Source organism: Micromonospora fluostatini (assembly GCF_050410825.1).
GTDB classification, from domain to species: Bacteria; Actinomycetota; Actinomycetes; order Mycobacteriales; family Micromonosporaceae; genus Micromonospora; species Micromonospora rosaria.
The window spans coordinates 7,238,544-7,261,137 of sequence record NZ_CP191251.1 but is presented as its reverse complement, the minus strand read 5'-3'; the positions used below and the strand labels follow the sequence as shown (position 1 = coordinate 7,261,137).

Here is a 22,594-nt window from a genome sequence, read left to right as displayed (position 1 = left end):
CGACCCTGTCTGTTCGATGGAAGGGAGGCACCCTGTGCCTACACCCGATCTCCTGACTGCCGCCCTGTCGCACGCGGCGCGCGGCTGGCACGTCTTCCCGCTACGGCCCGACGACAAGCGTCCCGCGTTCCCCGACCACACCGCCGATGACTGCACCGGCCGCGACCCCCGCTGCGGCTCGGCCGGGCATGTGGGGTGGGAACAGCGCGCCACCACCGACCCGGACCGCATCCGCCGCGCCTGGACCATCCGCCCTTACGGCATCGGCATCGCCTGCGGCCCGTCCGGTCTGGTCGTGGTCGACCTGGACGTGCCCAAGCACCCCGACGACACCCCGACGACAGAGTGGACCGGAGTGCGTGATGGTGTGGACGTGCTCGGCGCGCTGGCCGACCGGCACGCCGGCACCATCGATCCGACCTACACCGTCACCACCGGCCGAGGCGGCAGCCACCTCTACTACCACCACCCCGACCACGGCCCGCAACTTCGCAACACCAACGGCGACCGGGGCGGACTCGGGTGGAAGGTCGACACCCGCGCTCACGGCGGTTATGTGGTCGCCGCCGGGTCGACCGTCGCCGGGCGCGCGTACGCGGTAGCGCTGAACTGCGACCCAGCGCCGCTGCCCGCATGGCTGGCCGGACTCCTCACCCCGCCACCACGACCCGCGCATCGGCCTGTTGCGGTGGCGCTGCCGCCGGACCGACGTGGCCGATACCTCGCCGCCGCGATCCGCCGCCAGGTCGACCACCTGACCTCCGCCACCGAGGGCGGACGCAATGACGCCCTGTTCGCCTCGGCGGTGGCCCTCGGACAACTCGCCGCCGGGGGCGCACTCACCGAAGACGACGTATACGCCGTCCTAGAACCCGCAGCCCTGTCCACCGGGCTACGCCACGGGGAGATCGCCCGCACCATCGCGTCCGGGCTGCGCGTCGGCGCACGCCAACCACGTCACCTGACCAGCATCGGGAGGGCAGCATGAGCGAACGGTTGCAGATCGGCACCGGCCCGGAAACCATCCGCGTCCTCAAAACCGCCCTCACCAACGGCCTACTACCCGACACCTACGTCTCCGCCGGGCAGCTCGTACACATGGAAGCCGTCTCCGGCGAACTCGCCACCGCCGCCGACGAAGACTCTCCACTACCGGTGTCCGCCAGCGTCGTCGCCCCCGCCGGCCTGGCCGGGCTGCTGGCCGAACACGCCTACGTCTACCGACTCAAGACCCGCCGAAGCGACACCGGTAATCCGGAGGTATTCGAAGAGGAAGTGACCCCGCCCCGTGACACCCTCGCCTCGGTGCTGGCCGGTAAGACGTGGCCGGGTGTGCCGCCGCTACGCGGGATCATCGGCGCACCCGTGCTGCGTCGTGACGGCACCCTGTTGCAGCAACCCGGCTACGACAAGGCCACCGGCCTCTACCTCGCCTCCAAAGTCTCCCTACCCCCGGTCCCGGACGAACCCACCCCCGAACAGGTAGCCGAGGCACGCCGATTCCTGCTCGGCCGCTTCCTCCGTGACTTCCCGTGGGCGTCAGCAGCGGACCGGGCCAACTACATCGCGCTGTTGGCCACGCCGATCCTGCGGCACTTCACCCGCAGCCTGACCCCATTCGCGCTGATCGACGCCACCATGCCGTCCAGCGGTAAGACGATCCTGACTGCCGGGCCGGGAATGCTCTACGGGCAGCGCGTCATGAACTGGGCATACTCCGACGAAGAACTCCGCAAATCGATCACTGCCGTCATGGCCGAACAGGTCGGCGTGGTCATCTGGGACAACCTCGCCGAAGGCACCGTCATCGACTCCGCTGTCCTCGCCCAACTCGTCACCAACGGCGTCTGGTCCGACCGACAGTTGGGCGCGTCCCGCAACATCGCCACCGTCAACGACCGACTCTGGATGGCCACCGGCAACAACCTCCAAGTCGGCGGAGACATGGCCTCCCGCACCGTGCGGGTGCATCTCGACCCCGACATGCCCCGCCCGGAACTGCGCGACCAATCCGGGTTCGGCATCCCGCACCTTGACCAGTGGATCACCGTTCCGGCGAATCAACTCACCGTGCTGTGGCACCTGCTCGTGCTGGTGCTCGACTGGACCCGACAGGGCGCACCCAAGGTTTCCGGGCTGTCGATGCGGCAGTTCACGCCGTGGGCGCAAGCCCTCGGCGGCTTCCTGGCTCACCACGGCATCGACGGATTCCTCACCAACGCCGCCGACATCCGAGAGATCGACGAAGACGAAACGCGCTGGCGCGCGTTCCTCACCACCTGGCACGACCGCCACGGCGGCCGAGCGATCACCGCAGCCGACCTGCGCCGCGACGCCGAGCCCATGCAGCTCGGCAGCGATGTGCACGACCCATGGGATGGGCAGTTCATCACCACCCACAACGGCCGCCTACCCAACCCGCTGCAACTCGGCCGCATGCTCACCGGACAAGCCGGACGCTGGCGCGGAGACCACGTCATCCGCGCCGGCCGCAACGACCGAGGCGACCGCGCCGTCTTCTGGGTCGAACACCACAACGGATGACCCAACAACCCGCTGAACCAACTCCGCATCTCCGCAACGCCGCACAAACCCGCTACCACCAGCAGGAACACCCTGCGGAGATCAAACCGATCCAGCAGATCCGATCTCCGCATCTCCGCACGATCTTGCGGAGATCACCGGAGTCTGCGGAGATGGCCACCACCACCGGCCACCAATCTCCGCAACTGTTCCCGCAGCTCACAGCCACCTTTGCGGAGATGCGGAGATGCGGAGATGGTTCAGCCCACCCCACACCGAGGGCAGCCACCGCCCACTGCCGCTGCGCGTCGGGCGACAGGAGGGCCGCCACCTAGGCAGGTCCACCACAGAGTGCCCGATTGGCTAGCTGTAGGTGATCACACAAGCTCTTACCGTCTCGCTATGGGCAGACAACGCCCCGTGTGGGCCATTGTGGATCTACCTCCCGGCACATTCCCCCGACACACCCGGATAGCACACCGCCATCTCCCCGCAGCAGGGTCCGCTACACAACCGTCAGCCTTCTGCGGGGCAGATGTGACCGCAGCCGAGTTACACAAGGGGAACCTCGTTCGCGGCACGACTCCCTGCACAGAGTGCGGACAAATCGCTGTGGCCGAGCGGGAAAAGGAAAAGGCGCTCAAGGACCGCCGCAAGCTGCGCGCCCAGATTGAGCGCTACTTCCCGGAGCGAGCCGAGGTCCGAATGCAGAGCGCATCAGAAGCAGCGCGCTCGGAAGCGGCCGACCGGAGAGACCGCGTCCGCGACCGAGGCGTCTCGCTTCGCACTGTGCGGGGCGGGCTCCCCACGCTCGGCCGCCGCCGCTAGGCCAGACGGCTCCGCCCCTTGCGTCGATCAGACGTGGAGCTATTCGTGGTGCGAAATGCAGTTCTCAGGAGCAAGTTGAGTCGACCGGAGAAGGTCAAGTGGCAGCTAGAGGCAACCAGGGAAACCAGAGATCAAGACGCGAACGCCACTTCTAATCCCAAGGCCGCAGGTTCGAATCCTGCCGGGCGCACCGCAGCGTCTTGCCGCGACCGGTCAGCGCAGCCGGATGTCCTCGGCGGTGGGAAAGTCGTACCAGGTCAGCGCGAAGGGTTGGCCGGTCGCCGGAACCGCCGGGTAGACGGCCCAGGTGTCCACCGCCCGGCCTGCCGCGATGGAGAACGACTCGCCCGCCCGGGTGGTGGCGCACCAGGACGTCTCGGGGCGCACCGTCCGGCCGTCCGCCAGCTCGATCTTCGACGAGACCAGGTCGACCTCGGCGGTGGGGCAGCTCACCGGCCACGGCGTCGCCGAGCCGTTGCGGTAGACCAGGTTCAACCGCAGCCGACCGTCGGTGGCCTCGGCGCTGACCAGGGTGACGGTCAGCGGCCCCTGCTCGTACAGCAACCGGTCGATCCGGTACGTCCGGTCGGTGGGCTCGTCCCCGGCGGGCTCGGGTGACGGCGGCGTTGCGGTCCCGGGTGACGGCGGCGGCGCGGGGTCGCTCTCCCCGGAGCCGGTGGAGGTGCGCTGGGCGTCGCTGGTGACCCCGCCGGTGGGCCCGGTGGACCGGGACGCGGTGCGGTCGGCCAGGTACTCGCCGCCGATGGTGCCGACGACGGCGAGGCCGGCCGCCACCACGACGGCGGCCAGCAGGGCGAGGTACCTCTTCTCCACGCGGGACTCCTGCCTGCTGCGGACGGCCGTCGGCGCGAACGTAGCACCGCCCGCCAAGGCGGGAGCCGATCAGCCGGGGGCGGCGTGCGAAGCCGCAGATTCCGCGCACGCCACGACGGCACCAGGGGTCACCGTGGCCGTACGATGAGCTACGGAAGGGGTGCGTCCACCATGGGGAGCCCGCGCATGTCGGCACGCGACCGGACCGTCTTCGACCCCCGTTTCCCCGGGGAGCTTCGGCGTCGGCGGGAACTGGCCGGCCTGTCCCTGCGGCGGCTCGCCGGAATCGTCCATCACGGGAAGAGCCTGCTGCACCAACTGGAGAGCGGGCGTACCCGACCGGCGGCCGACGTGGCGGCCCGCCTCGACGCCGCGCTCGATGCCGGGGGCGCGCTCGCCGCCCTGGTCACCGTCGTTCCCGCCGGTGACGAGCGGATCGCGTACGCGGCACGGCATCCCCGCCGGACCGACGCCGCCACCGTGCGGGCCCTGGCCGCCCTGCTCGCCGCCCACCGGCGTCTGGAGGACTCGCTCGGTGCGGCGGCGTTGCTGCCGGCGGTCCGCTCCCAGCTCGACCTGGTGACCGCGTTGACCGTCGAGGCGACCGGGGCCCTGCGTCCGGGGCTACTCGACGTGGCGGCGCAGTGGGCGCAGTTCGGCGGGTGGCTGCACGCGGCGGACGGCCGGTCGGCGCTCGCCGCCCACTGGTACGCCGCCGCCTCGGACTGGGGAACCGAAGCGGGCAACGCCGACATGATCGCGACGGTGCTCAGCATGCGCGGCCACCTGGCCTGGTCGGCCCGGCGCGTCGGACCGCTCATCGACCTCTCGGCCGCCGCCCGGCGTCAGCCGGCCAGTCCCGGCGTGCGGGCGATCGCCGCCCAACAGCAGGCCCGGGGGTACGCGCTCGCCGGACGGGCCACGGCCACCGTCGGGTTGCTCAACCACGCGGCCGACCTGCTCGACGCGGCACGCGCGGACCCCGGCCGCGAACCGGACTGGATCTACTTCCACTGCCCGGCGTACCTGACCATGCAGACCGGCCTCGCGTACCGGTTGCTGGGCCGCAACGGGTCCGCCGTCGACCGGTTGCGGGCCGGGCTCGACGGGCTCCCGCCGGAGGCGGTCGGGGCCGCGTGGACCGGGCCGTACCTGCTGCACCTGGCCGCCGCGCTGACCGAGGTCGGCGAGGCGGACCCGGCGCGGGACGCCTACGCCCAGGCGCTGGGCATCGGTCGGGCGACCCGTACCCGGGCCCTGGTCGACCGGGCCGAGGCCGGCCTGCGCGCGGTGACCCGGAGCTGAGCGACTGCGGCGGGCCCCGCTCAGCCCTGGCGGGCGGCGAGGATCTGTTCGCGGAGGATGTCGGCGTGCCCGCAGTGGTGGGCGAGTTCCCGCAGGACGTGCAGGAGGATCCAGCGGACCGTCATCGGGCCCATCCGGTGGCCGGTGACCACGTCGTCGAGGGACAGCCGGGACAGCGCCCGCATCGACGCCGCGCAGGCCTCGCGGTGGGCGTCGCGGACGGAGGCGATCGTGTCGGCGTCGTCGAGGACGAAGGAGTCACCCGCGCGGGCCGGCAGCCCGAGCTGCACGCGCGGGGTGCCGGTGACCGCCTCGTTGAACCAGACGTGCTCCACATAGGTGGCGTGCTTGACCAGGCCGAGCAGCGTCGTCTCGGAGGGGACCAAGCGCCGCCGGGCCTCGGCCTCGGTGAGGCCGTCGAGACACTGGCCGATCAGCCGACGGTGGGTGTCGACGAAGGCCGTCACCTGGCTGCGCTCGTCCGACATGAGCAGGGGGTGCGGGTCACCGGTGAAGAGGTCCATCGTGCTGCCCTGCTCCTGCCTGCCGGGGTGAACCGTGCCCGCCGAGGGTACCCCGCGGGTCCCCGGCCGGGACGGCGACGGTCCTCGATGAAGGACGTCGCCGTTCCCGGACGGACGGTCAGCCGGCCTCGCGGGGCTCGATGCCGAGCTGCTCGCAGGCTTCCCGGTACATCCGGACCACCTCGCGGCGGATCTCGGCGCGCTCGGTGAGCCGGTGGGCGAACGGGACCCGGACGGGCACCTCGATGTCGTCCACGGTGACCGCGAAGTCCATCCCGTCGGCGTCCAGGCCGGTGGTGCGGGCCCGGGTCGCCGCCGGGCAGCCACCGAGGGTGCGGCAGATCAGCAGGGTGTCCGCGGCGTGGTCGTCGTTCATGTGCCGGCTGACCGCCGCGACCACGTCCGGGCCGAACGGCTCGCCGCTCACGCCGCCGTCTCCGTCCCGGGGCTCGGCGCCGCAGCGGCGGCGGGCGGGTCGGCCGGTACGTGTCGGGCCAGGTCGGCGAAGACCGCCGTGTTGTGCCGGTACGCCACGAGCACCTCCTCCAGCAGGGCGGTCGCCGCCGCCTCGCTGAGCGGCAGCGCGTCCAACCGGGCCCGGTAGGCGTCCTTGTACGCCTTCGGCCGGGGGATCTGGTCGAACTGGTAGAACGCTACCCCGGAATCGTCGGCCAGGCCGTAGTTCCGGGCCACCGATCGTCCGATGTGGAGACCACCGGAGAGGTCGCCGAGGTACCGGGTGTAGTGGTGCGCGATGAAGCGCTCCGGCGAGTCGACACAGACCTCGCGGATCCGCTCGACGTAGGCGACGGTGGCCGGGGTCGGGGTGGTCCGCTCGGCCCAGTCCGCGCCGACCAGGTGCTCCAGGTCGGCTTCCAGGGCGGGCAGCCGGATCAGCGCCTCGTCGACGAAGGGACCGGCCAGCGGGTCGTCGCGCAGGTGGTCACCGGCGGACTCCAGGGCGGCGTAGATGGCGCGGTGCTGGACCACCAGGTCGGTGTACCCGGCCAGGTCGAGGTCCCCGGCGACGAGGGCGGAGACGTACCGCTGGGACTCGGCGGCCTCGTGGGCACCCGCGCTGGCGGCGCGCACCCGCGCCGAGAACGGGACGCTGGTCGTACTCATGTCTTCTCCAGGGTGGCGAGGGGGTCGGCCGGCGGCACGGTTCCAGGATGCCCGTCGCGACGGTCGGACGGATCACGGCTGTCGAACGGATCACGGGGGTCGGGTCGGTCGGGGTGGTGCCGCTCGCGGCGCGGCACCACCAGGGGCAGGTGGGTACGCGGGTGGGCGACGACCTCGATGTCGTGCCGGTACACCTCGCTGAGCAGGGGCGCGGTGAGCACCGTGTCGGGCGGGCCGGCGGCCCGGACCCGGCCGTCGCCGAGCAGGGTGACCAGGTCCGCGTACGCCCCGGCCAGGGCCAGGTCGTGCAGCACCACCACCACGGCGTCCCCGGCGGTGGCGCGGTCCCGGGCGATCCGCATGACGAGTTCCTGGTGGTGCAGGTCGAGCGCGGCGGTCGGCTCGTCGAGCAGGAGCACGCTGGCCCGCTGGGCGAGCACCCGGGCCAGCGCCGCGCGGGCCTGCTCGCCGCCGGAGAGGGACGGGTACGGCCGGTCGGCGAAGCGGGCGATGTCGCACCGCTGCATGGTCTCGGCGACGATGCTGTCGTCCTGCGCCTCCTCGGGGCGGCCGGCCCAGGGTGCCCGCCCCATCCGGACCACCTCCTCGACGCTGAACGGGAAGCTCAGGGTGCTCCGCTGGGTCAGCACGGCCCGGCGCATCGCCAACTCCACCGCCGACCACTCCCCCTGCGGCCGGCCGTCGACCTCGACGGTGCCGCCCGCGACCGGCAGGTCGCCGCTGACCGCGGCCAGCAGGGTCGACTTGCCGGCCCCGTTCGGCCCGACCAGGGCGTGCACCTCGCCGGAGCGGACCCGCAGGTCGACCCCGTCGAGCACGGGCCGGCCGGAGCGTTCCACCCGCAGCCCGGTGACCTCGATCCGGGTGGTACCCGGCGGGGCCGGAGCCGACACCCGGGTCGCCGGTCGCCGGCCGAGCAGGCGCAGCCGCCGGCCGCTGCCGGCCCGGCTCATCGCCAGCCTCCGGCCCGGTCCCGGGTCCGGCGCAGCAGCCAGAAGAACGCCGGCCCGCCGACCACCGCCGTGAGCACCCCGAGCGGAAGTTCCTGGTGCTCGACGAGGGTACGGGCGGCGAGGTCGGCGACGACCACCACGATCGCGCCGCCGAGCGCGCTGGCCGGCAGGAGCACCCGGTGTCCGGGGCCGGCGACCATCCGGACCAGGTGCGGCACCACCAGGCCGACGAAGCTGATGATGCCGGTGAAGGCGACGGCGGCGGCGCCGAGCAGCGCGGTGACCACGATCATCCGCAGTCGGAGCCGTTCCACGTCGACGCCGAGGTGCCGGGCCGAGCGTTCGCCGAGGGCGAGCAGGTCGAGCCGGCGGGCGTCGAGCAGGGCGACGGCCAGGCCGACCGCCAGGCAGGGCGCGGCCAGGGTGACCGCCGACCAGCTCGCCTGGGCCAGGCTGCCCAGGTTCCAGAAGGCGATGGCCTGCACGCCGGACTCGTCGGCGACGAACATCAGCAGCCCGATCGCCGCCCCGGCCACGGCGTTGACCGCGACGCCGGTGAGCACCAGGGTCACCACCTCGGTCCGGCCGCCGGAGCGGGACAGCAGGTAGACCAGGTACGTGGTGGCGAGCCCGCCGGCGAAGGCGGCGGCGGGGACGGTCCAGGCACCGAGGACGGTGACGCCGGTGACGAGGGCGAGCGCGGCGCCGACGGCCGCCCCGGCGGAGACGCCGATGACGCCCGGCTCGGCCAGCGGGTTACCGAAGACGCCCTGCATGACCGCCCCGGCGCAGCCGAGCGCGGCGCCGACCACGGCGGCGAGGACCACCCGGGGGAACCGGACGATCCAGAGCGCGTTCTCGCCCTGCGGGGCGGCCGGCAGGCTGCCCACCTCCAGGCCGAGCCGGTGCAGCACCGAGCCGAGCACCTCGGCCGGCGAGATCTGCACCTGCCCCCGACCGGCGGCGACCAGGCCGACCACGACCAGGGCGACGCCGAGCCCGACGACCAGCAGCCGGCCGCGCCGGTTCCCGCCGGTGGCCGGCAGCCGGCCACGCCGACCCCGCCGGTCGTCGCCCTTGCGCGGCCGGTCGGGCTCCGGGCGCGGCCCGCCGGTGGTGCCGGGGCGGACGTCCACCTTGGTCACGACGTCGCTCCGCAGGCGTGCACGGCGCGGGCCAGGGCCTGCACGACCCGGCCGGAGCGGGTGCCGAAGGTGAGCAGGACGCCGTCGTCCATGTCGACGATCCGGCGGGCCTCGCCGGCCGGGGTCTGCCCGACGCCGGGGAGCTTCAGCAGCCCGTCGACCCCGCCGACGGAGGCGAGTCCGCTGCTCATCACCAGGATCACGTCCGGGGCCGCGTTGATCAGCCCCTCGCTGGTCAACGGGCGGAACTTCGCCAGCCCGATCGCGGTGCCGGCGTCCACCCCGCCGGCCGCCTCGATCATCGCGTCGCTGCCGGCGCCCTCGCCACCGATCAGGTACACCCCGGCGGTGCCGCGCAGGTAGAGGAAGGCGATCCGGGGGGCCTCACCATCGGGTACGCCGCGCGTCGCATCGGCGATCTCGCCCTCGACCCGGGTGACGAGCTGCTCGCCGGCCGGGGCGACGCCGAGCGCGGCGGCCACCGCGCGGATGTGCGCGGGTACGCCGGCCAGGGTCTGCTCGGCGTCGACCAGCACCACCGGGATTCCGGAGTTCCGCAACTGCTTCAGCGCCTCCGGCGGGCCGATGCTGTCGTCGGCGAGGATCACGCTCGGGTTCAGGTCGAGCACCGCCTCGGCGGAGAGGTCGTGCCCGGCCGGGGTGACCACGGGCAGGTGCGCGGCGGCGGCGAAGGTGGTGGAGGTGTCCCGGCCGACGACGTTGCCGCCGAGGCCGAGGCTGAACACGATCTCGGCGATCGAGCCGTACATGTTCACCGGCAGGATCCGGCTGGCGTCGGTGACCGTGGTCGACACGCCGTCGGCGGAGGTGACGGTGACCGGCAGGGCGGGGGTCGGTGCCGGGTCGATCGGGTCGACGTCGGTCTCGCCGAGGCGGGCGGTGACCGGACCACAGGAGGAGGTGGCCGCCGGCTGGGCGGTGGTGGTCGACTCGGCGCAGCCGACCACGGTGCCGGCGAGCAGGACGAGCAGCGTGGGCAGGAGGGCGCGACGGTTCACCGGGCCGGCCCCCGGCGACGCCGGCGGCGCAGTCCGACCAGGAGCATCCCGAGCAGGACGGCTGCCCCCACCGCGACCGTCCACCAGGGCACCCCGAGGTCGGAGGCGGCGCTGACCCGGGTGACCTGCGCCTCGGCGGAGGGGCCGCCGGCCGCACCGGCGGGGGTGGCGCCCGGGTCGGCGGGGACGGCGCCCGGCGTACCGGCGGCGGTGGGCGCGGCGCTCCCGGCGGCCGGCGGTACGACGGCGGTCGTCGCCCCGCCACCGGTGGTGCCGGTACCGCCCGTGGGGGCCGTGCCGCCGCCGGTGCTGCCGGTGCTGCCACTGCCACCGGTGCTGCCGCTGCTGCCGGTGGTCGTGGGGGCCGTGCTGGGGCGGCTCGGGGCGGGCGCGGCGGCGAAGGTCACCGGCACCCGGACGTCCTGGGTGCGGTCCGCGGAGCGGGTGTGGTCGGCCCGGCTGGCCACCACGCAGCGGCGCACGGTGCAGTCGACGTCGTCGCCGATCGTCGACTCGACCTTCAGGGTGACCCGGAACGTCCCGCCCGACCCGTACGGCACGGCCAGGCCCTCGCCGTAGGCGGGCGGGTTGGACGAGATCCAGTGCGAGGCGCCGAGGCTGCCGCTCATGTCGGCCCCGCCCCCGCACGGCCCCGGTGCCTGGCCGGCCCCGTTGTCCACACAGAACGCGACGTAGATGCCCTTGGCGGTGTCGTACCCCCGGCCGGAGACGGTGACGGTCGCCCCGCTCCGGCTCACGCCGGTGCTCGGCGTGGCGGTGAGCTGCTGCCCCTCGGGGCCGCGCGCGGTGCCGGCCTGCGCCGGTGCGGCACCGACGAAGACACTCAGGGTGATCAGCGTTGCGGGCAGGACGGCGCGACGCAGTGTTCGCATCGAGCTCCTCACATGACGGATCAGGCCGGCAACCACACCGACCGTAGCTAAGGTTTGCCTAACCTAAATCACGAAGTTGCTGTTCACAAGGGGTTCTTCGGATCAAGATCTTCTACCCGGACGCCGGATGCGGACAGTGGTTAGGTTTGCCTAACCTCAGACACCGTCCGTAACAGGTTCGTGAAGGGAAACAGCATGGTCCGATCCAGAGCCGGTACCGCCTGGCGACGGTCGATGCGGTGGGCGGCGGTCGCCGTCCTCGGCGCATCGGCCGCACTCGTAGGCGCCGGCCCCGCCTCGGCGGCCGAGGCCGACATCACCGGAGGCAGCCTGACCTGGGGTTTCAAGGCGTCCTTCCGCAACTACGTGAAGACCGGCAACGGGAACCCGCCGATCGCGGCGAGCAACGGCGCCACCATCAACGCCGACGGGACGTTCACCTTCCCGTCGACGGGCGGCACCCACGACGCCGCCACCGGGACGACCAGCGCCGAGTACGGCGGCGCGATCGTCTTCTCGTACCCGGCGCACTTCTTCACCATCAAGCTGGCCAACCCGACGGTCTCCGTCTCCGGCGGCACCACCGCGCTGAAGGCCGACGTCGACCTGACCACCACGGCGGCCGAGCCGGTGTCGGTCCGGCAGGCCACCATCGCCACCCTCAGCGGCAGCACCGGTGGTGGCGACGGCACGGTGACCGGCACCAACCTGGCGGCGACGCTGACCACCGAAGGCGCCTCCGCCTTCAACGGTTTCTACGTCGCCGGTGACGCCCTCGACCCGCTGTCGTTCACCTTCACCACGGGCGGTGACGTCGAGCCGGCCGGGCCCGCGGTCACCGTCACGCCGGCCAGCGGGCTCGACCCGGCCGGGGCGACCATCACCGTGCAGGGCAGCGGTTTCGACCCGGAGGCCAACAACGCGGCCGGGTTCTACCTCTCCTTCGGGCCCAAGGTCGCCGAGCACTGGGCGAACTCGAGTGTCCTCCAGGTCACCAAGTGGATCAACAAGACGAACGAGCCGACGGAGGCCCGCGACCGGCTCAACGCCGACGGCACGTTCAGCACCACCCTGCCGATCAGCGCGGTCTACACCGACCGCAACGGTGACCAGGTCGACTGCACGGCCGTGCAGTGCTACGTGATCACCTTCGCGGCCCGGGGCTCGGCCGACCGCAGCCAGGACACCTTCACCCCGGTGACCTTCGCCACCACCGGCGGCCCGGGGGGCGGCGACGCCGACCAGCGGATCACCGCCACCGTCACCGGCGGCCCGCTGACCCTCGGCGTGGCCGGCAACACGGTCGCCCTGCCGGCGGTCAGCAACGGCGAGGTGGCCAGCGGGGCGCTGCACAACGCCACCGTGTCGGACCTGCGCGGCACCAACGCCGGCTGGAGCCTGGTCGGCCAGGTCTCCGACTTCGCCTCAACCGGCGGCGGCACCATCGCCGCCGACAGCCTCGGCTGGGTGCCGAACGCGACGGTGGTCGACGACCCGCTGGGCGGCACGCCCGGTGTGGTCACCCCCGGCACCGCCGCCGCACCCGGCTCCGGCCTGGGTTCGGCACGGTCGCTGTGCACCTCGGCCACCGGCGCGAGCAACGGCACCTTCACCTGTGGCGCCCAGCTCAACCTGGGCGTCCCGGCGTCCGCCGTGCCGGGCGACTACAGCGCGACCCTCACCCTGACCCTCTCCTAGGTCGGCACCGGGTCACCCGGTGGGGTGGGACATCACCGTCCCGCCCCACCGGGCCGGCCGCCACCTGCGCACTCCTCCCCGGAGCCATCGATGCCCCTCGTCACCGCCCTGTCCCGGGCCTGCGCCGCACTCGCCGCCGTGCTGGTCACCACGGCGGGGGCCGCGCCGCCGGCCGCCGCCGCGCCCACCCCGGCGCCGGCCACCGGCGGCACGCCCGCACCGACCGGCGGCACGTCCCCGTCCGGCGGCGACGCGCCGGCCCGGTGGGCGGTGCAGCCGTCCGGACCGGAGGGGCCGACCGGACGCAACTACTTCATCTACGACCTGGCGCCGGGCAGCACCCTCACCGACCACGTCGGCATCACCAACCTGAGCGACCGGCCGCTCACCTTCGAGGTGTACGGCACCGACGCGTACACCACCGCCGACGGGGCGTTCGCGCTGCTGCCCGCCGCCCAGCCCGCCACCGACGTGGGCTCGTGGGTGCACCTCGACCGGCGGAGCTGGACGGTCGAGCCCGGGAAGCGGGCCGACATCCCGTTCCGGCTCAGCGTGCCGGCCAACGCCACCCCGGGCGACCACGCCGGTGGCGTGATCGGCGCCGTCACCCAGGCCCGCACCACCGCCGACGGGCAGCAGGTCCTCGTCGACCAGCGCCTGGCCGCCCGGGTCTACCTGCGGGTGACCGGGGAGGTGAGGCCGGCGGTGGCCGTCGAGTCGGTCGCCGTGACGTACGACAACCCGGTCAACCCGTTCGGCGGCGGTGACCTGGTCGTCACCTACCTGCTGCGCAACACCGGCAACGTCCGGGTCGGCGGGACCGGCACCGTCACCGTCGCCGGGCCGTTCGGCTGGGAGCTGGCCCGGACCGCCCCGGTGGACCTGCCCGAGCTGCTGCCCGGCGCCACCTTCACCGTCACCGAACGGATCACCGGCGTGCCACCGGCGGGGCGGCTGACCGCCACCGTGGACCTCGCACCCACCACGACGGACACCGCCCTGCCCCCGGTGCTGCGCTCGGCCGGCGTGTGGGCCCCGCCGTGGCTGCTGCTCGCCCTGCTCGCCGCCGGGGCCGGCTGGCTCGGCGTCCGGTGGTGGCGACGCCGCCGCCAGCGCCGGGCCGCCGACCCGGCCGACCCGAGCACCGGAGCCGGCAACGGATCGACGGCCGCCGCCACCGGCCCGACCACCGGAGCCGACAACGGGGCACCGGCCGCCACCGCCCCGGCCACCGGCACACCGTGAACCGGGTCCTGCCCGCCGTCGCCACCCTCGTCGCCCTGCTGGCGCCGGCCGGCTCCGCCCCGGCCCCCGCCCCCGGCGGGGCGCCGGCCACGCCGCCCCGGGTCGCCGTACCCGCCGGGCCGCTCGCGGTGGGGCAGCCGGTGCTGGTCGACCTCGACGGCTGGCCGGCCGGCACGGTCCAGATCGAGGTCTGCGGCAACGACGGCCGGCGGGGCGCGCTGGACTGCGCGACGGACCGGGCCACCCACGCCCCGATCCCGGTGACGGGCAGCGCCCGGGTCCCGGTGCTGCTGTCCGCGCCGCCGGTCGCCTGCCCCTGCCTGCTGCGGGTCCGGACCCCGACCGGCACCCCCGGGGCCACCGTGGCGCTGCCGCTGGCCGGCGTCCGCGCGCCGGCCGTCACCGAGGCCGGGCCGGCGGAACTGACCCTCGCCGGGCTCCGGGCGGTGGACCGCTCCGGGGTGGGCGGGTGGTTCGGCCTGCCCGGCGAGCTGACCCTGCACCTCACGCTGCACAACCCGGGCCCCACCGACGTGGTCGACCCGCCGTTCTCGCTGCTCGCCGGCCCCGCCGGTGGGGTACCGACGATCGTGGCCGCACCGGCGCTGGGCACCGTCCCCGCCGGGCAGACCCGCGACTACCAGGTCCCGGTGCCGTTGGACGCCGCTCTCCTCGGCCGGTACGAGGTGCACGGCCGGATCGAGCCGCCCGGCGAGCCGCTGGCCTTCGCGGTGGAGACCCACCGCCGACCGTGGGGCCTGCTCGTGGTGCCCGCCGTGGCGCTGGTGCTGCTCGTCAGCGGTCTCCGGCGACTGTTCAGCCGGCGCTCCGCCCGGTAGCCCCGCCCGCCGGCGGCGGAGTCGGGGTCAGGACCCGTCGAGGAGCCGCCGCAGCAGCCGCTCGCCCGCCGGCCACGGCCCGTACCCGCTGGCCGCGTCGAGGTGCCCGGCCTCCCCCGCGTCGTACAGCTCGGCACCCCAGTCCCGGGCGTACCCGTGGAACTGCTCGACGGTGGCGTACGGGTCGGTGCGGCTGGCGACCACGATCGACCGGAACGGCAGCCGGGCACGGGGCACCTCGCCGACGAAGCTGTCCGGCGGGTCGTCCGGGCCGGGCCGCCAGTCCGGCCCGACGTACGGCGGGGTCACCAGCAGCGCGGCCCGGACCGGACCGGTGTGCCGGCTCGCCCAGACCGCCACGGTGAGGCAGCCGGCGCTGTGCGCGACGAGGACCGCCGGCTCCTCGGCGGCGCTCAGCACGGCGTGCAGCGCGGCCACCCGCTCGTCCACCCGGTACGGCGGGCCGGGCGGCTCCGGGGCCCAGGTGTGGTGCGGGTTCGCCGCCGACCATCGCCGTAGCCAGTGCTCGGGCCGGGGTTCACCCCGCCCCGGCACGAGAAGGACCCGGGTCATGCCGCCGATGCTAGTGGCCGGACCGTCCCGCCGGTGGCCCCGGCGCGGACGCCGACACGGCGGGCAGCCCCGGCGCGGTCCGGTGGCGTCCCGGCCCGTCGTCGGGCGTGGTGACGGCGGGCGGCGGGTCGGCCCCGGTGTCGTATGCTGCGCCGGTCCTCACGGGGGTCTCGGGGAGTCCATATGCGACGTTGGTTGCGCGCGGTCGTCGCGACCGCGCTGGTGGCGGCTGTCCTGACCGGGTTCGGCGCACCGACCGGCACCGACGGCGACCTCACCGACGACTGGCTGCCGGTGGCCGAGGCGGAGCGGTTCGTCGCCCGCGCCGGTGACTGCCACGCGCTGGTCGAGCCGACCAGCCGACTGGCCTCGTACCGGCCGGTGGACTGCGCCCGGCCGCACCTGGCGGAGACGTTCCACGTCGGGACCTTCACCGGCGCGACCGCGCGGCGCGAGCACCCGCCCGAGGCCGGGTCGGCGGCGCTGCGCGCCACGTTCACCGAGTGCGACCGCAGGGCCCGGGACTTCGTCGGCGGCGACTGGCGGGGCGGACGGCTGTCCGTACAGGCCACCCCGACCTCACCGGTGGGCTGGGCGGGCGGCAGCCGGTGGTACCGCTGCGACCTGTTCGTCCTCGACGAGGTCCACGGGGTCAACGGCGACAGCGACTCGGCGGTCCCGTACAGCGGCAGCCTGCGTGGTGCCCTGACCGGCGACTCGCCGGTCCGGCTCACCTGCTTCGACGAGGACGAGGGACGCCTCCTGCGGCAGGCCCCCTGCGCCGGGCCGCACCGCTTCGAGTACGCCGGCACCTGGACCGCCCCGGACGGCTGGCACGGCGAGGTGGACCGGGACGAGGAGACCGTGCACACCCGCTGCCGCCAGGTGATCGCGCGCTACGCCCGGGTACCGGTCGACGACGAGCTGCGCTACCGCACCGGGTCGGCGTACCGGCTGCCCTCGGCCCAGGCCTGGGCGCGCGGTGACCGGGGCGTGCGCTGCTTCTTCTGGTCCGGCGGCCGGCCACTGACCGGGTCGGTACGGGGCGGCGGGCCGGCGGTGCTACCGGTCAACTGACCGGGCCCGGGACCGGTGCCGGCGGACCGCGTCCCGGTTGGCGCACCCCGGCGAGCAGTACCGCTGGCGGCCGGTGCGACTGACGTCGGCGAACGGGCGGTCGCAGTCGGCGGACCCGCACCGGTCCAGCCGGTGCATACCCCGGCCGGCCAGGTGCAGCGCGGTCCCGACGCTGATCAGGGCGCGCAGCACCCCGGCCAGGGGCAGGTCCGGGTCGCGGTAGTGCAGGTGCCATCCGGTGCCGGCGTGGTCGGTGAGCCGAGGATGCGCCGACGCCTCCCGCAGCAGCGTGTTCAGCAGGGCGGCCCGGGCCGGCGGGTCGGCCGCGTCCACCACGGCCAGCCAGTCGGCCAGGAAGTCCCGGGTGGCGGCGAGGTCGGTGGCGGCGACCGGCACGTCCACCACGAGGCCGGCGGCCCGGCACCGCGCGGCCAGCTCGGGCGCGGTCTCCGGCGGGTGGACGACGAGGTCGAGGGCCAGCCGCACCGCGTCCGCACCGTAAGGGTTGATCTGCACAATGGCATTACACCATGCTGGCGTCATGTCGAGAACCGCCGCGCACCAGCACGCCAGCCGGACCACGTCGACCCACCGGACCAGCGAGGGCCGGGTGCACTACCAGCGCTGCGCCTGCGGGCGCTGGCACGTCCTGCTCACCGCCGTCGGGGAGACCCGCCCGCTCACCGCCGCCTGCCACCCCTGAGCGAGGCGACGGCCTTGTGACCGCCGGTAACACCGCGCCCGAGCGGTAACACCGGGTGACGGTGGGTCGGCGTCGAACGACATCGGACCGGCAGGGCGACCTGAGGGGACGATCCGAACCGAGTACGGTGGGTGACTCAGCGCGACGTATCGTGTTATTCTCCGACGTCGATCGACACCCTCGCGGACCCGGATCGGGTCGTGTCGCCACAGAAGGACGCCTCCCGATGTCGGCCGTGCCCGCGCCACCCGCTCCGTCGACCCCGCTGGACAGGCCGGCCGGCGGCGCGTTCACCCTGATATTCACCACGCTGCCCGCGCTGCTCCGGTTGACCTGCGGGCTGGCCGGCGCGGCGGTGGCGCTCACCGTCCGCACCCCACCCGTGCGGGTGCCCCTGCTCGTCGCCGCCGTGGTGGTGCTCACCTCCTGGTCGTTCTGGTACGCCGCGCACGCGCTGCGCCGGGGCCTCCGGCCGGCGCTGGTGCTCGGCGACGTCGCCCTCACCACCGCCGCCTGCCTGCTCATCCCCCACCTCGTCGCCCCCGAGGTGCTGCCCGGTGAGGGCAGTTGGGTCGCCGTCCTGGCCAGCACGACGGTGATCAACGCCCAGGCCACCGCGCCGCCACGCTGGTCGCTGCCGGCCGGGCTGCTGGTCACCGCCGGGTACGCGACCGGCGCGTCGTGGGCCGGGCAGGGCGGGGAGGCGCGGGCGCACGCGGCCACCCTGCTGGTCCAGACCGGCTGCACCGCGCTGATGACCTCGGTGATGCGGCGGCGGATCGGGCGGGCGGACCGCGCCTTCGCCGACTACCAGCGACTGACCCGGGAGGCGGTGGCGGCCCGCACCGCCCGGCAGGTGGAACGGCAGCAGAACCGCGACCTGCACGACACCGTGCTCGGCACGCTCACCATGGTCGGGCTCGGCGCGGTCCGGGAGGGCTCACCGGCCCTGCGCGACCGGTGCGCCGCCGACCTGCGCACCCTCACCGGCCCGACCGACCAGACCGACCCGCTGACCACGGCCGACGCGGCGAGAACGGCCGACGCGGCGAGAACGGCCGACGCGACGGACGGCACCCGGGCCGACCGCCCCACGGCGGCCCTGGACCACCGGCTACGTGCGGTGCTCGATCGGCTGCCCGACCTGCCGGTGACCGCGTCGCTGCCGCCGTGCCGGGTGCCGACGGCGGTCGCCGACGCGCTGGCGGCGAGCACCCGGGCCGCCCTGTCCAACGTGGTGCGGCACGCCCCCGGGGCGCGGGTCACGCTGCGCCTGACCGGCGCCCCGGCCGCCGTGGTGGTCGAGGTCACCGACGACGGCCCCGGCTTCGACCCCGGCAGGGTGCCGGCGCACCGGTACGGGCTGCGCGAGTCGGTACGCGGGCGCACCGAGGCCGTCGGCGGACGGGTGACGGTGCACAGCAGCCCCGGCGCGGGTACCCGGATCCGGCTGGAGTGGCCCCGTGCCGGTTGAGCCCCGTACGGTGCCGTCGGCCCCCGGCCCGCCCCCGGCGGAGCCGACGCTCGGCGCGCGACACCCCCCGACGGGCCCGCCCACCGGGGCGCGTACCGGACGGGGTCCGCTGCCCGGCGCCCGGTCGACGGCCCACCCGCCGGGGCCACCCACCCCGGCCCACCCCGGCACGGCTGCGCCCGGCGCGGGTGGGTCTCCGGCGGACCGGCCCGGCACGGGCGTGGCGCGGGCCTCGGAACGCGGCGGGCGGATCGTGGCGGTCACCATCGCGGCGGCGTGGCACGTGGCGATCGGCCTGCCCGCCGTCCTCGGCGGTTGGCCGCACCTGGCCGCCCCGGCGGTGGTGGCCGCCGGCTGGCTGGTCACCGCCGGGGTGGGCGCTCTCGCCGCCGGCCGGCTGCTGGCCGGGCGCCGGGTGCCGGTCCGCCGGCTGTCGGTGCTGCTGCTCGCGGTCGACGTGGCGGTCTTCGCCGCCGTCGGCCCGGACCAGCTCTTCACCGCCGCGAACTGGGCGTGGAGCACGCTGGGCTGGTTCTTCGTGCTGGTCTGCTGGGGACGCCGGGTCAGCCGGCTGGTCGTGCTGCTCGGCGCGCACTCGACGATCGCCCTCGGCGCGTTGTTCGGGCACGGCGCGACCGACCCGGCCGACCTGGCCCGGTACGCGATGTACGGCTACGGCACGGCGTCGCTGCCGGTGGCGGTCTTCTTCGGCAGCGCCGCGATCACCGCCCTCGCCCGGCAGCGGGCCGAGGCCGCCGCGACCGCGCACGCCGCGACGACGCAACGGGAGGCCGCCGAGCGGGCCCGGCGCGACCGACGGAACCGGCTCGCCCTGGTCGCCGACGACGCCGGGACGGTGCTCGCCGAGTTGGCCGCCGGGCGGGCCGACCCCGCCGACCCCGGGGTGCAGCGGCGCTGCGCGCTCGCCGCGGCCCGGCTGCGCCGGCTCATCGCCGAGTCCGACGACGTGCCCGACCCCCTGCTGCACGAGCTTCGGGCCGCCGCCGACCTGGCCGAACGAAACGGGATCCGGATCGACCTGGCCACCGTCGGCGTCCCCCCGGCGCTGCCGGTGCGGATCCGCCGCCGGCTCGCCGAGCCACTCACCACGGCGCTGGTCGACGCACGCGGCTGGGCCCGGCTCACCGTGGTCTGCGGTCCGGACGAGGTGGTGGTCGGGCTGGTCACCCCGGACGACGGCGGCCCGGCGCACGGCACACCGGACGCCACCGGCCCGCCGGACCCGGGCCCGGACGACGACCAGGTGACGCACCTCGACGAGCGGGACGGGACGATCAGATGGACGCAGACCCGGTGGCGGAGCCGGTGAGCGGCACCCGGCCGGTGGGCGTGGCGATCGTGGACGACCACCCGGTGGTGATCGACGGGGTCCGCGCCTGGCTGGCCACCGAGCCCCGGCTCACCGTCCTGGCGACCGGGGACGATCCGGACGAGGTGCTGCGGGAGGCGCCGGAGGCCGACGTGGTCCTGCTCGACCTGCGGCTGCACGGCCGCATGGTGATCGACAAGCTGGCCGAGCTGAGCGCGGCCGGGCGTCGGGTGGTGGTCTACTCGGAGCACTCCGACCCGGCGACCATGCTCGCCGTGCTGGACGCCGGGGCGGTGGCGTTCCTCGCCAAGCACGAGGGGCGGGAGCACTGCGTGGCCACTGTCCTCGCCGCCGCCAGCGACCGCCCGTACGTGTCGCCGACCCTGGCCGGGGCGATGGTCGGTGACCCGCGACCGGACCGGCCGGCGCTGTCGGACAAGGAACGGGAGGCGCTGCTGCTGTGGTTCCAGTCGATGTCGAAGGCGTCGGTGGCCCGGCGGATGCAGATCAGTGAGCACACCGTGAAGCAGTACGTCGACCGGGCCCGGATCAAGTACACCCGGGCGGGCCGGCCGGCGGCGACCAAGGCCGCCCTGCTCGCCCGCGCGATCGAGGACGGCCTCGTCCGGCCGGAAGAGATCGGCAACTACCGGTCATACGCGGCGTACGACCGGCCGACCCCCTAACGGGTGTCATGACACCACAAACGGGGTGGGCGAAGCTCTCTTGACAGTCCCTCTGCGGCGGGAGGTCGACCCATGCGCGACGACGCGTACCCGTTCTTCATCGGCCCGCACCGGTTCGACGCGCCGGACGACGACGAGGGCCCGGTGCTGGACCGCCGGTACGAGGTGGTGCCGGAGTTCGGTGAGCGGGTCGCCGGCCGGTGCCGGCTGCGGGTGTCGGGGCACCTGCTCGGGCCGACCGAGGGGCGACGGCAGTGGGCGTTGCCGACGGCGGCGACGGTGACGGTCACCGACCGGCGGCTGGTGTACGTCTGCACCGGTCCGGCGCTGGCCCTGGTCGACACCGCCCGTCGGCGTCGCGCCCCCGCCGACGACGGCCCCCGGCAGCACGGCCCGACCGGCCGGGCCCGCCTGGTCACCGGTCAGCTCCGCTGGCAGTGGCCGTCCCGGCTCGAGCTGCGGCCCACCGGGGCGGGCGACGAGAACGAGCTGTTCGTGGTCTGCGACACGCTCCGCACGATCCGGCAGCCCACCCTGGCCCTGACCGGGCCGGCCGGGGAGGTCGCGGAGTTGGGCCGACAGCTCCGCCGGTTCGTGTCCACGTTCCGGCTGACCCGGCCGGAACTGGTCGAGCTCTCCCCGCCCGAGCGTGACGATCTGCTGCGGCAGGTGGGCCCGGCCCCCCTGCCGGCCGGCGCCCGGGTCGCGCTCGCCGGTGCGCTGCCCGTCGAGTTCCGTTCCCGCGACGACTACTACCGGGCCGGTCCCGGCCCGGCCGGGGCGGACTGGTCCGGCCCGACGGTCGGGCCCGGCCCGTCGGCCTCGCCCACGGGCCGCTCGACCTCGCCCACGGCCGCGTCGTCGCGGTCCGGCCCGTGGGCGCGCCCGGCCCGGTCGGCGCAGCCGAGCCGTCCCGGCTCGGCCTGCTGACCGCCGCCGCAGCACCCGGAGGCGGTGCCGGTCAGCCGGGTGGCCGTCAGGCGGTGACGGGTCAGGCGGGTGCCGGGCCAGGCGGGTGACGGGTCAGGCGGTCGGGGTGCGGTCGCCCCGGGCGTCCAGCTCGGCGGCCTCCTCCGGGGTGGGCGCGGTGCCGCCCAGGTGGGCGGGCTGCCACCAGGTCTCGTCCGGCCCGGACGGGGTCTCCGGGTACTCCCGCTGGGCCCGGTCCACCAGGGCGCTGAGCCGCTCGGTCAGCGCGGCGGCCATCGCCGGGCTGTTCGGGTAGTCGGCCGGGTCCATCGGCTCGCCGACCAGGATGGTGACCGGGGTGTGCCGGCGGGTGAGGGTGCGCGGGCGGCCCTTGGTCCAGAGCCGCTGGGTGCCCCAGAGCGCGGTCGGCAGCACCGGCACCCCGGCCATCCGGGCCATCCGGATGCTGCCGCTCTTGAGTTCCTTGACGGTGAACGACCGGCTGATGGTGGCCTCCGGGAAGACGCCGACCACCTCGCCCTGCCGCAGCGCCTCCACGGCCGCGCGGAACGAGCTGGCCCCGGCCTGCCGGTCCACCGGGATGTGCTTCATGCCCCGCATCAACGGACCGGAGATCCGGTGCGCGAACACCTCCTGCTTGGCCATGAACCGGACCATCCGCTTCGACTTCAGGGCACCGAGGCCGCAGAAGATGAAGTCGAGGTAGCTGATGTGGTTGCTCGCCATCACCGCCCCGCCGGTCCGTGGCACGTGGTGCGAGCCCTCCACGGTCAGGCGCAGGTCGAGCACCCGGAACATCGTCCTGGCGGCGGCGATCACGGGCGGATACACGAGTTCCGGCATGCGGCGACAGTACCCTGTTGCCCCGG

General features: G+C 74.8%; 23 protein-coding genes. 12 read left to right on the top strand and 11 right to left on the bottom strand.

Annotated elements, in window-relative coordinates; translation table 11 throughout:
• Positions 1-16 precede the first annotated feature (16 nt).
• Entirely contained in the window at positions 17-988 is a 972-nt protein-coding gene (locus tag ACQUFX_RS32440) for a bifunctional DNA primase/polymerase (protein ID WP_428963924.1), read from the top strand.
• On the top strand, positions 985-2,544 hold the full coding sequence (locus tag ACQUFX_RS32435; protein ID WP_428963923.1) for a hypothetical protein: 1,560 nt from the start codon (positions 985-987) through the stop codon (positions 2,542-2,544). Before ACQUFX_RS32440 ends, ACQUFX_RS32435 begins: the two co-directional genes overlap by 4 nt.
• A gap of 1,020 nt (positions 2,545-3,564) precedes the next feature.
• Here ACQUFX_RS32435 and ACQUFX_RS32430 read toward each other — a convergent pair.
• Positions 3,565-4,185, bottom strand: coding sequence for a hypothetical protein (locus ACQUFX_RS32430; protein ID WP_428963922.1), 621 nt, complete (start codon positions 4,183-4,185; stop codon positions 3,565-3,567).
• Positions 4,186-4,371: 186 nt separating this feature from the next.
• Here ACQUFX_RS32430 and ACQUFX_RS32425 point away from each other — a divergent pair, with 186 nt between their 5' ends.
• Positions 4,372-5,490, top strand: coding sequence for a helix-turn-helix domain-containing protein (locus ACQUFX_RS32425; protein WP_428963921.1), 1,119 nt, complete (start codon positions 4,372-4,374; stop codon positions 5,488-5,490).
• Positions 5,491-5,510: 20 nt separating this feature from the next.
• On the opposite strand, the gene ACQUFX_RS32420 is transcribed toward ACQUFX_RS32425, so the two are convergent.
• The 7 genes from ACQUFX_RS32420 to ACQUFX_RS32390 all read right to left on the bottom strand — a co-directional run bounded on the left by ACQUFX_RS32420 (position 5,511) and on the right by ACQUFX_RS32390 (position 11,170).
• On the bottom strand, positions 5,511-6,014 hold the full coding sequence (locus ACQUFX_RS32420) for a DinB family protein (RefSeq protein WP_428963920.1): 504 nt from the start codon (positions 6,012-6,014) through the stop codon (positions 5,511-5,513).
• A 118-nt stretch (positions 6,015-6,132) separates the two neighbouring features.
• Positions 6,133-6,441 carry a DUF2470 domain-containing protein gene (locus ACQUFX_RS32415; RefSeq protein ID WP_428963919.1) on the bottom strand — a complete coding sequence of 103 codons (309 nt, stop codon included), beginning with the start codon at positions 6,439-6,441 and terminating at the stop codon, positions 6,133-6,135.
• Positions 6,438-7,139 (bottom strand): biliverdin-producing heme oxygenase, encoded by a 702-nt coding sequence (locus ACQUFX_RS32410; RefSeq protein ID WP_428963918.1) that lies wholly within the window; start codon positions 7,137-7,139, stop codon positions 6,438-6,440. Before ACQUFX_RS32410 ends, ACQUFX_RS32415 begins: the two co-directional genes overlap by 4 nt.
• A complete protein-coding gene (locus tag ACQUFX_RS32405; RefSeq protein ID WP_428963917.1) occupies positions 7,136-8,113 on the bottom strand; it encodes a heme ABC transporter ATP-binding protein in 978 nt (325 codons plus the stop codon). The genes ACQUFX_RS32410 and ACQUFX_RS32405 overlap by 4 nt, the downstream gene beginning before the upstream one ends.
• Positions 8,110-9,258: a FecCD family ABC transporter permease gene (locus ACQUFX_RS32400; protein ID WP_428963916.1), complete on the bottom strand. Its 1,149-nt coding sequence runs from the start codon at positions 9,256-9,258 to the stop codon at positions 8,110-8,112. Before ACQUFX_RS32400 ends, ACQUFX_RS32405 begins: the two co-directional genes overlap by 4 nt.
• Positions 9,255-10,277: a heme/hemin ABC transporter substrate-binding protein gene (locus ACQUFX_RS32395; RefSeq protein ID WP_428963915.1), complete on the bottom strand. Its 1,023-nt coding sequence runs from the start codon at positions 10,275-10,277 to the stop codon at positions 9,255-9,257. Before ACQUFX_RS32395 ends, ACQUFX_RS32400 begins: the two co-directional genes overlap by 4 nt.
• Complete coding sequence (locus ACQUFX_RS32390) at positions 10,274-11,170, bottom strand: hypothetical protein (protein ID WP_428963914.1); 897 nt, start codon at positions 11,168-11,170, stop codon at positions 10,274-10,276. Before ACQUFX_RS32390 ends, ACQUFX_RS32395 begins: the two co-directional genes overlap by 4 nt.
• Before the next feature lie 195 nt (positions 11,171-11,365).
• Here ACQUFX_RS32390 and ACQUFX_RS32385 point away from each other — a divergent pair, with 195 nt between their 5' ends.
• The 3 genes from ACQUFX_RS32385 (at position 11,366) to ACQUFX_RS32375 (ending at position 14,952) form a co-directional block, all read left to right on the top strand.
• Positions 11,366-12,868 carry an HtaA domain-containing protein gene (locus ACQUFX_RS32385; RefSeq protein ID WP_428963913.1) on the top strand — a complete coding sequence of 501 codons (1,503 nt, stop codon included), beginning with the start codon at positions 11,366-11,368 and terminating at the stop codon, positions 12,866-12,868.
• A 90-nt stretch (positions 12,869-12,958) separates the two neighbouring features.
• Positions 12,959-14,113, top strand: a complete 1,155-nt coding sequence (locus ACQUFX_RS32380) for a WxL protein peptidoglycan domain-containing protein (RefSeq protein WP_428963912.1) — start codon at positions 12,959-12,961, stop codon at positions 14,111-14,113.
• Positions 14,110-14,952, top strand: coding sequence for a hypothetical protein (locus ACQUFX_RS32375; protein ID WP_428963911.1), 843 nt, complete (start codon positions 14,110-14,112; stop codon positions 14,950-14,952). The genes ACQUFX_RS32380 and ACQUFX_RS32375 overlap by 4 nt, the downstream gene beginning before the upstream one ends.
• A gap of 27 nt (positions 14,953-14,979) precedes the next feature.
• Here ACQUFX_RS32375 and ACQUFX_RS32370 read toward each other — a convergent pair whose 3' ends face one another.
• On the bottom strand, positions 14,980-15,525 hold the full coding sequence (locus ACQUFX_RS32370) for an RBBP9/YdeN family alpha/beta hydrolase (protein ID WP_428963910.1): 546 nt from the start codon (positions 15,523-15,525) through the stop codon (positions 14,980-14,982).
• 183 nt (positions 15,526-15,708) lie between these two features.
• Between ACQUFX_RS32370 and ACQUFX_RS32365 the strand changes: the two genes are divergently transcribed.
• Complete coding sequence (locus tag ACQUFX_RS32365) at positions 15,709-16,602, top strand: septum formation family protein (protein ID WP_428963909.1); 894 nt, start codon at positions 15,709-15,711, stop codon at positions 16,600-16,602.
• On the opposite strand, the gene ACQUFX_RS32360 is transcribed toward ACQUFX_RS32365, so the two are convergent.
• Entirely contained in the window at positions 16,588-17,118 is a 531-nt protein-coding gene (locus ACQUFX_RS32360) for a CGNR zinc finger domain-containing protein (protein WP_428963908.1), read from the bottom strand. The two genes, ACQUFX_RS32365 and ACQUFX_RS32360, sit on opposite strands and share 15 nt — an antisense overlap.
• A gap of 25 nt (positions 17,119-17,143) precedes the next feature.
• Between ACQUFX_RS32360 and ACQUFX_RS32355 the strand changes: the two genes are divergently transcribed.
• From ACQUFX_RS32355 to ACQUFX_RS32335, 5 genes are all read left to right on the top strand, one after another.
• Complete coding sequence (locus ACQUFX_RS32355; RefSeq protein ID WP_428963907.1) at positions 17,144-17,305, top strand: hypothetical protein; 162 nt, start codon at positions 17,144-17,146, stop codon at positions 17,303-17,305.
• Between the two features lie 226 nt (positions 17,306-17,531).
• Positions 17,532-18,779: a sensor histidine kinase gene (locus tag ACQUFX_RS32350; protein WP_428963906.1), complete on the top strand. Its 1,248-nt coding sequence runs from the start codon at positions 17,532-17,534 to the stop codon at positions 18,777-18,779.
• A gap of 109 nt (positions 18,780-18,888) precedes the next feature.
• A complete protein-coding gene (locus ACQUFX_RS32345; RefSeq protein ID WP_428967149.1) occupies positions 18,889-20,109 on the top strand; it encodes a hypothetical protein in 1,221 nt (406 codons plus the stop codon).
• Positions 20,079-20,795, top strand: coding sequence for a response regulator transcription factor (locus ACQUFX_RS32340; RefSeq protein ID WP_428963905.1), 717 nt, complete (start codon positions 20,079-20,081; stop codon positions 20,793-20,795). The genes ACQUFX_RS32345 and ACQUFX_RS32340 overlap by 31 nt, the downstream gene beginning before the upstream one ends.
• A 72-nt stretch (positions 20,796-20,867) precedes the next feature.
• Positions 20,868-21,725: a hypothetical protein gene (locus tag ACQUFX_RS32335; RefSeq protein ID WP_428963904.1), complete on the top strand. Its 858-nt coding sequence runs from the start codon at positions 20,868-20,870 to the stop codon at positions 21,723-21,725.
• Positions 21,726-21,818: 93 nt separating this feature from the next.
• On the opposite strand, the gene ACQUFX_RS32330 is transcribed toward ACQUFX_RS32335, so the two are convergent.
• Complete coding sequence (locus ACQUFX_RS32330; protein WP_428963903.1) at positions 21,819-22,568, bottom strand: lysophospholipid acyltransferase family protein; 750 nt, start codon at positions 22,566-22,568, stop codon at positions 21,819-21,821.
• Positions 22,569-22,594: the final 26 nt, after the last annotated feature.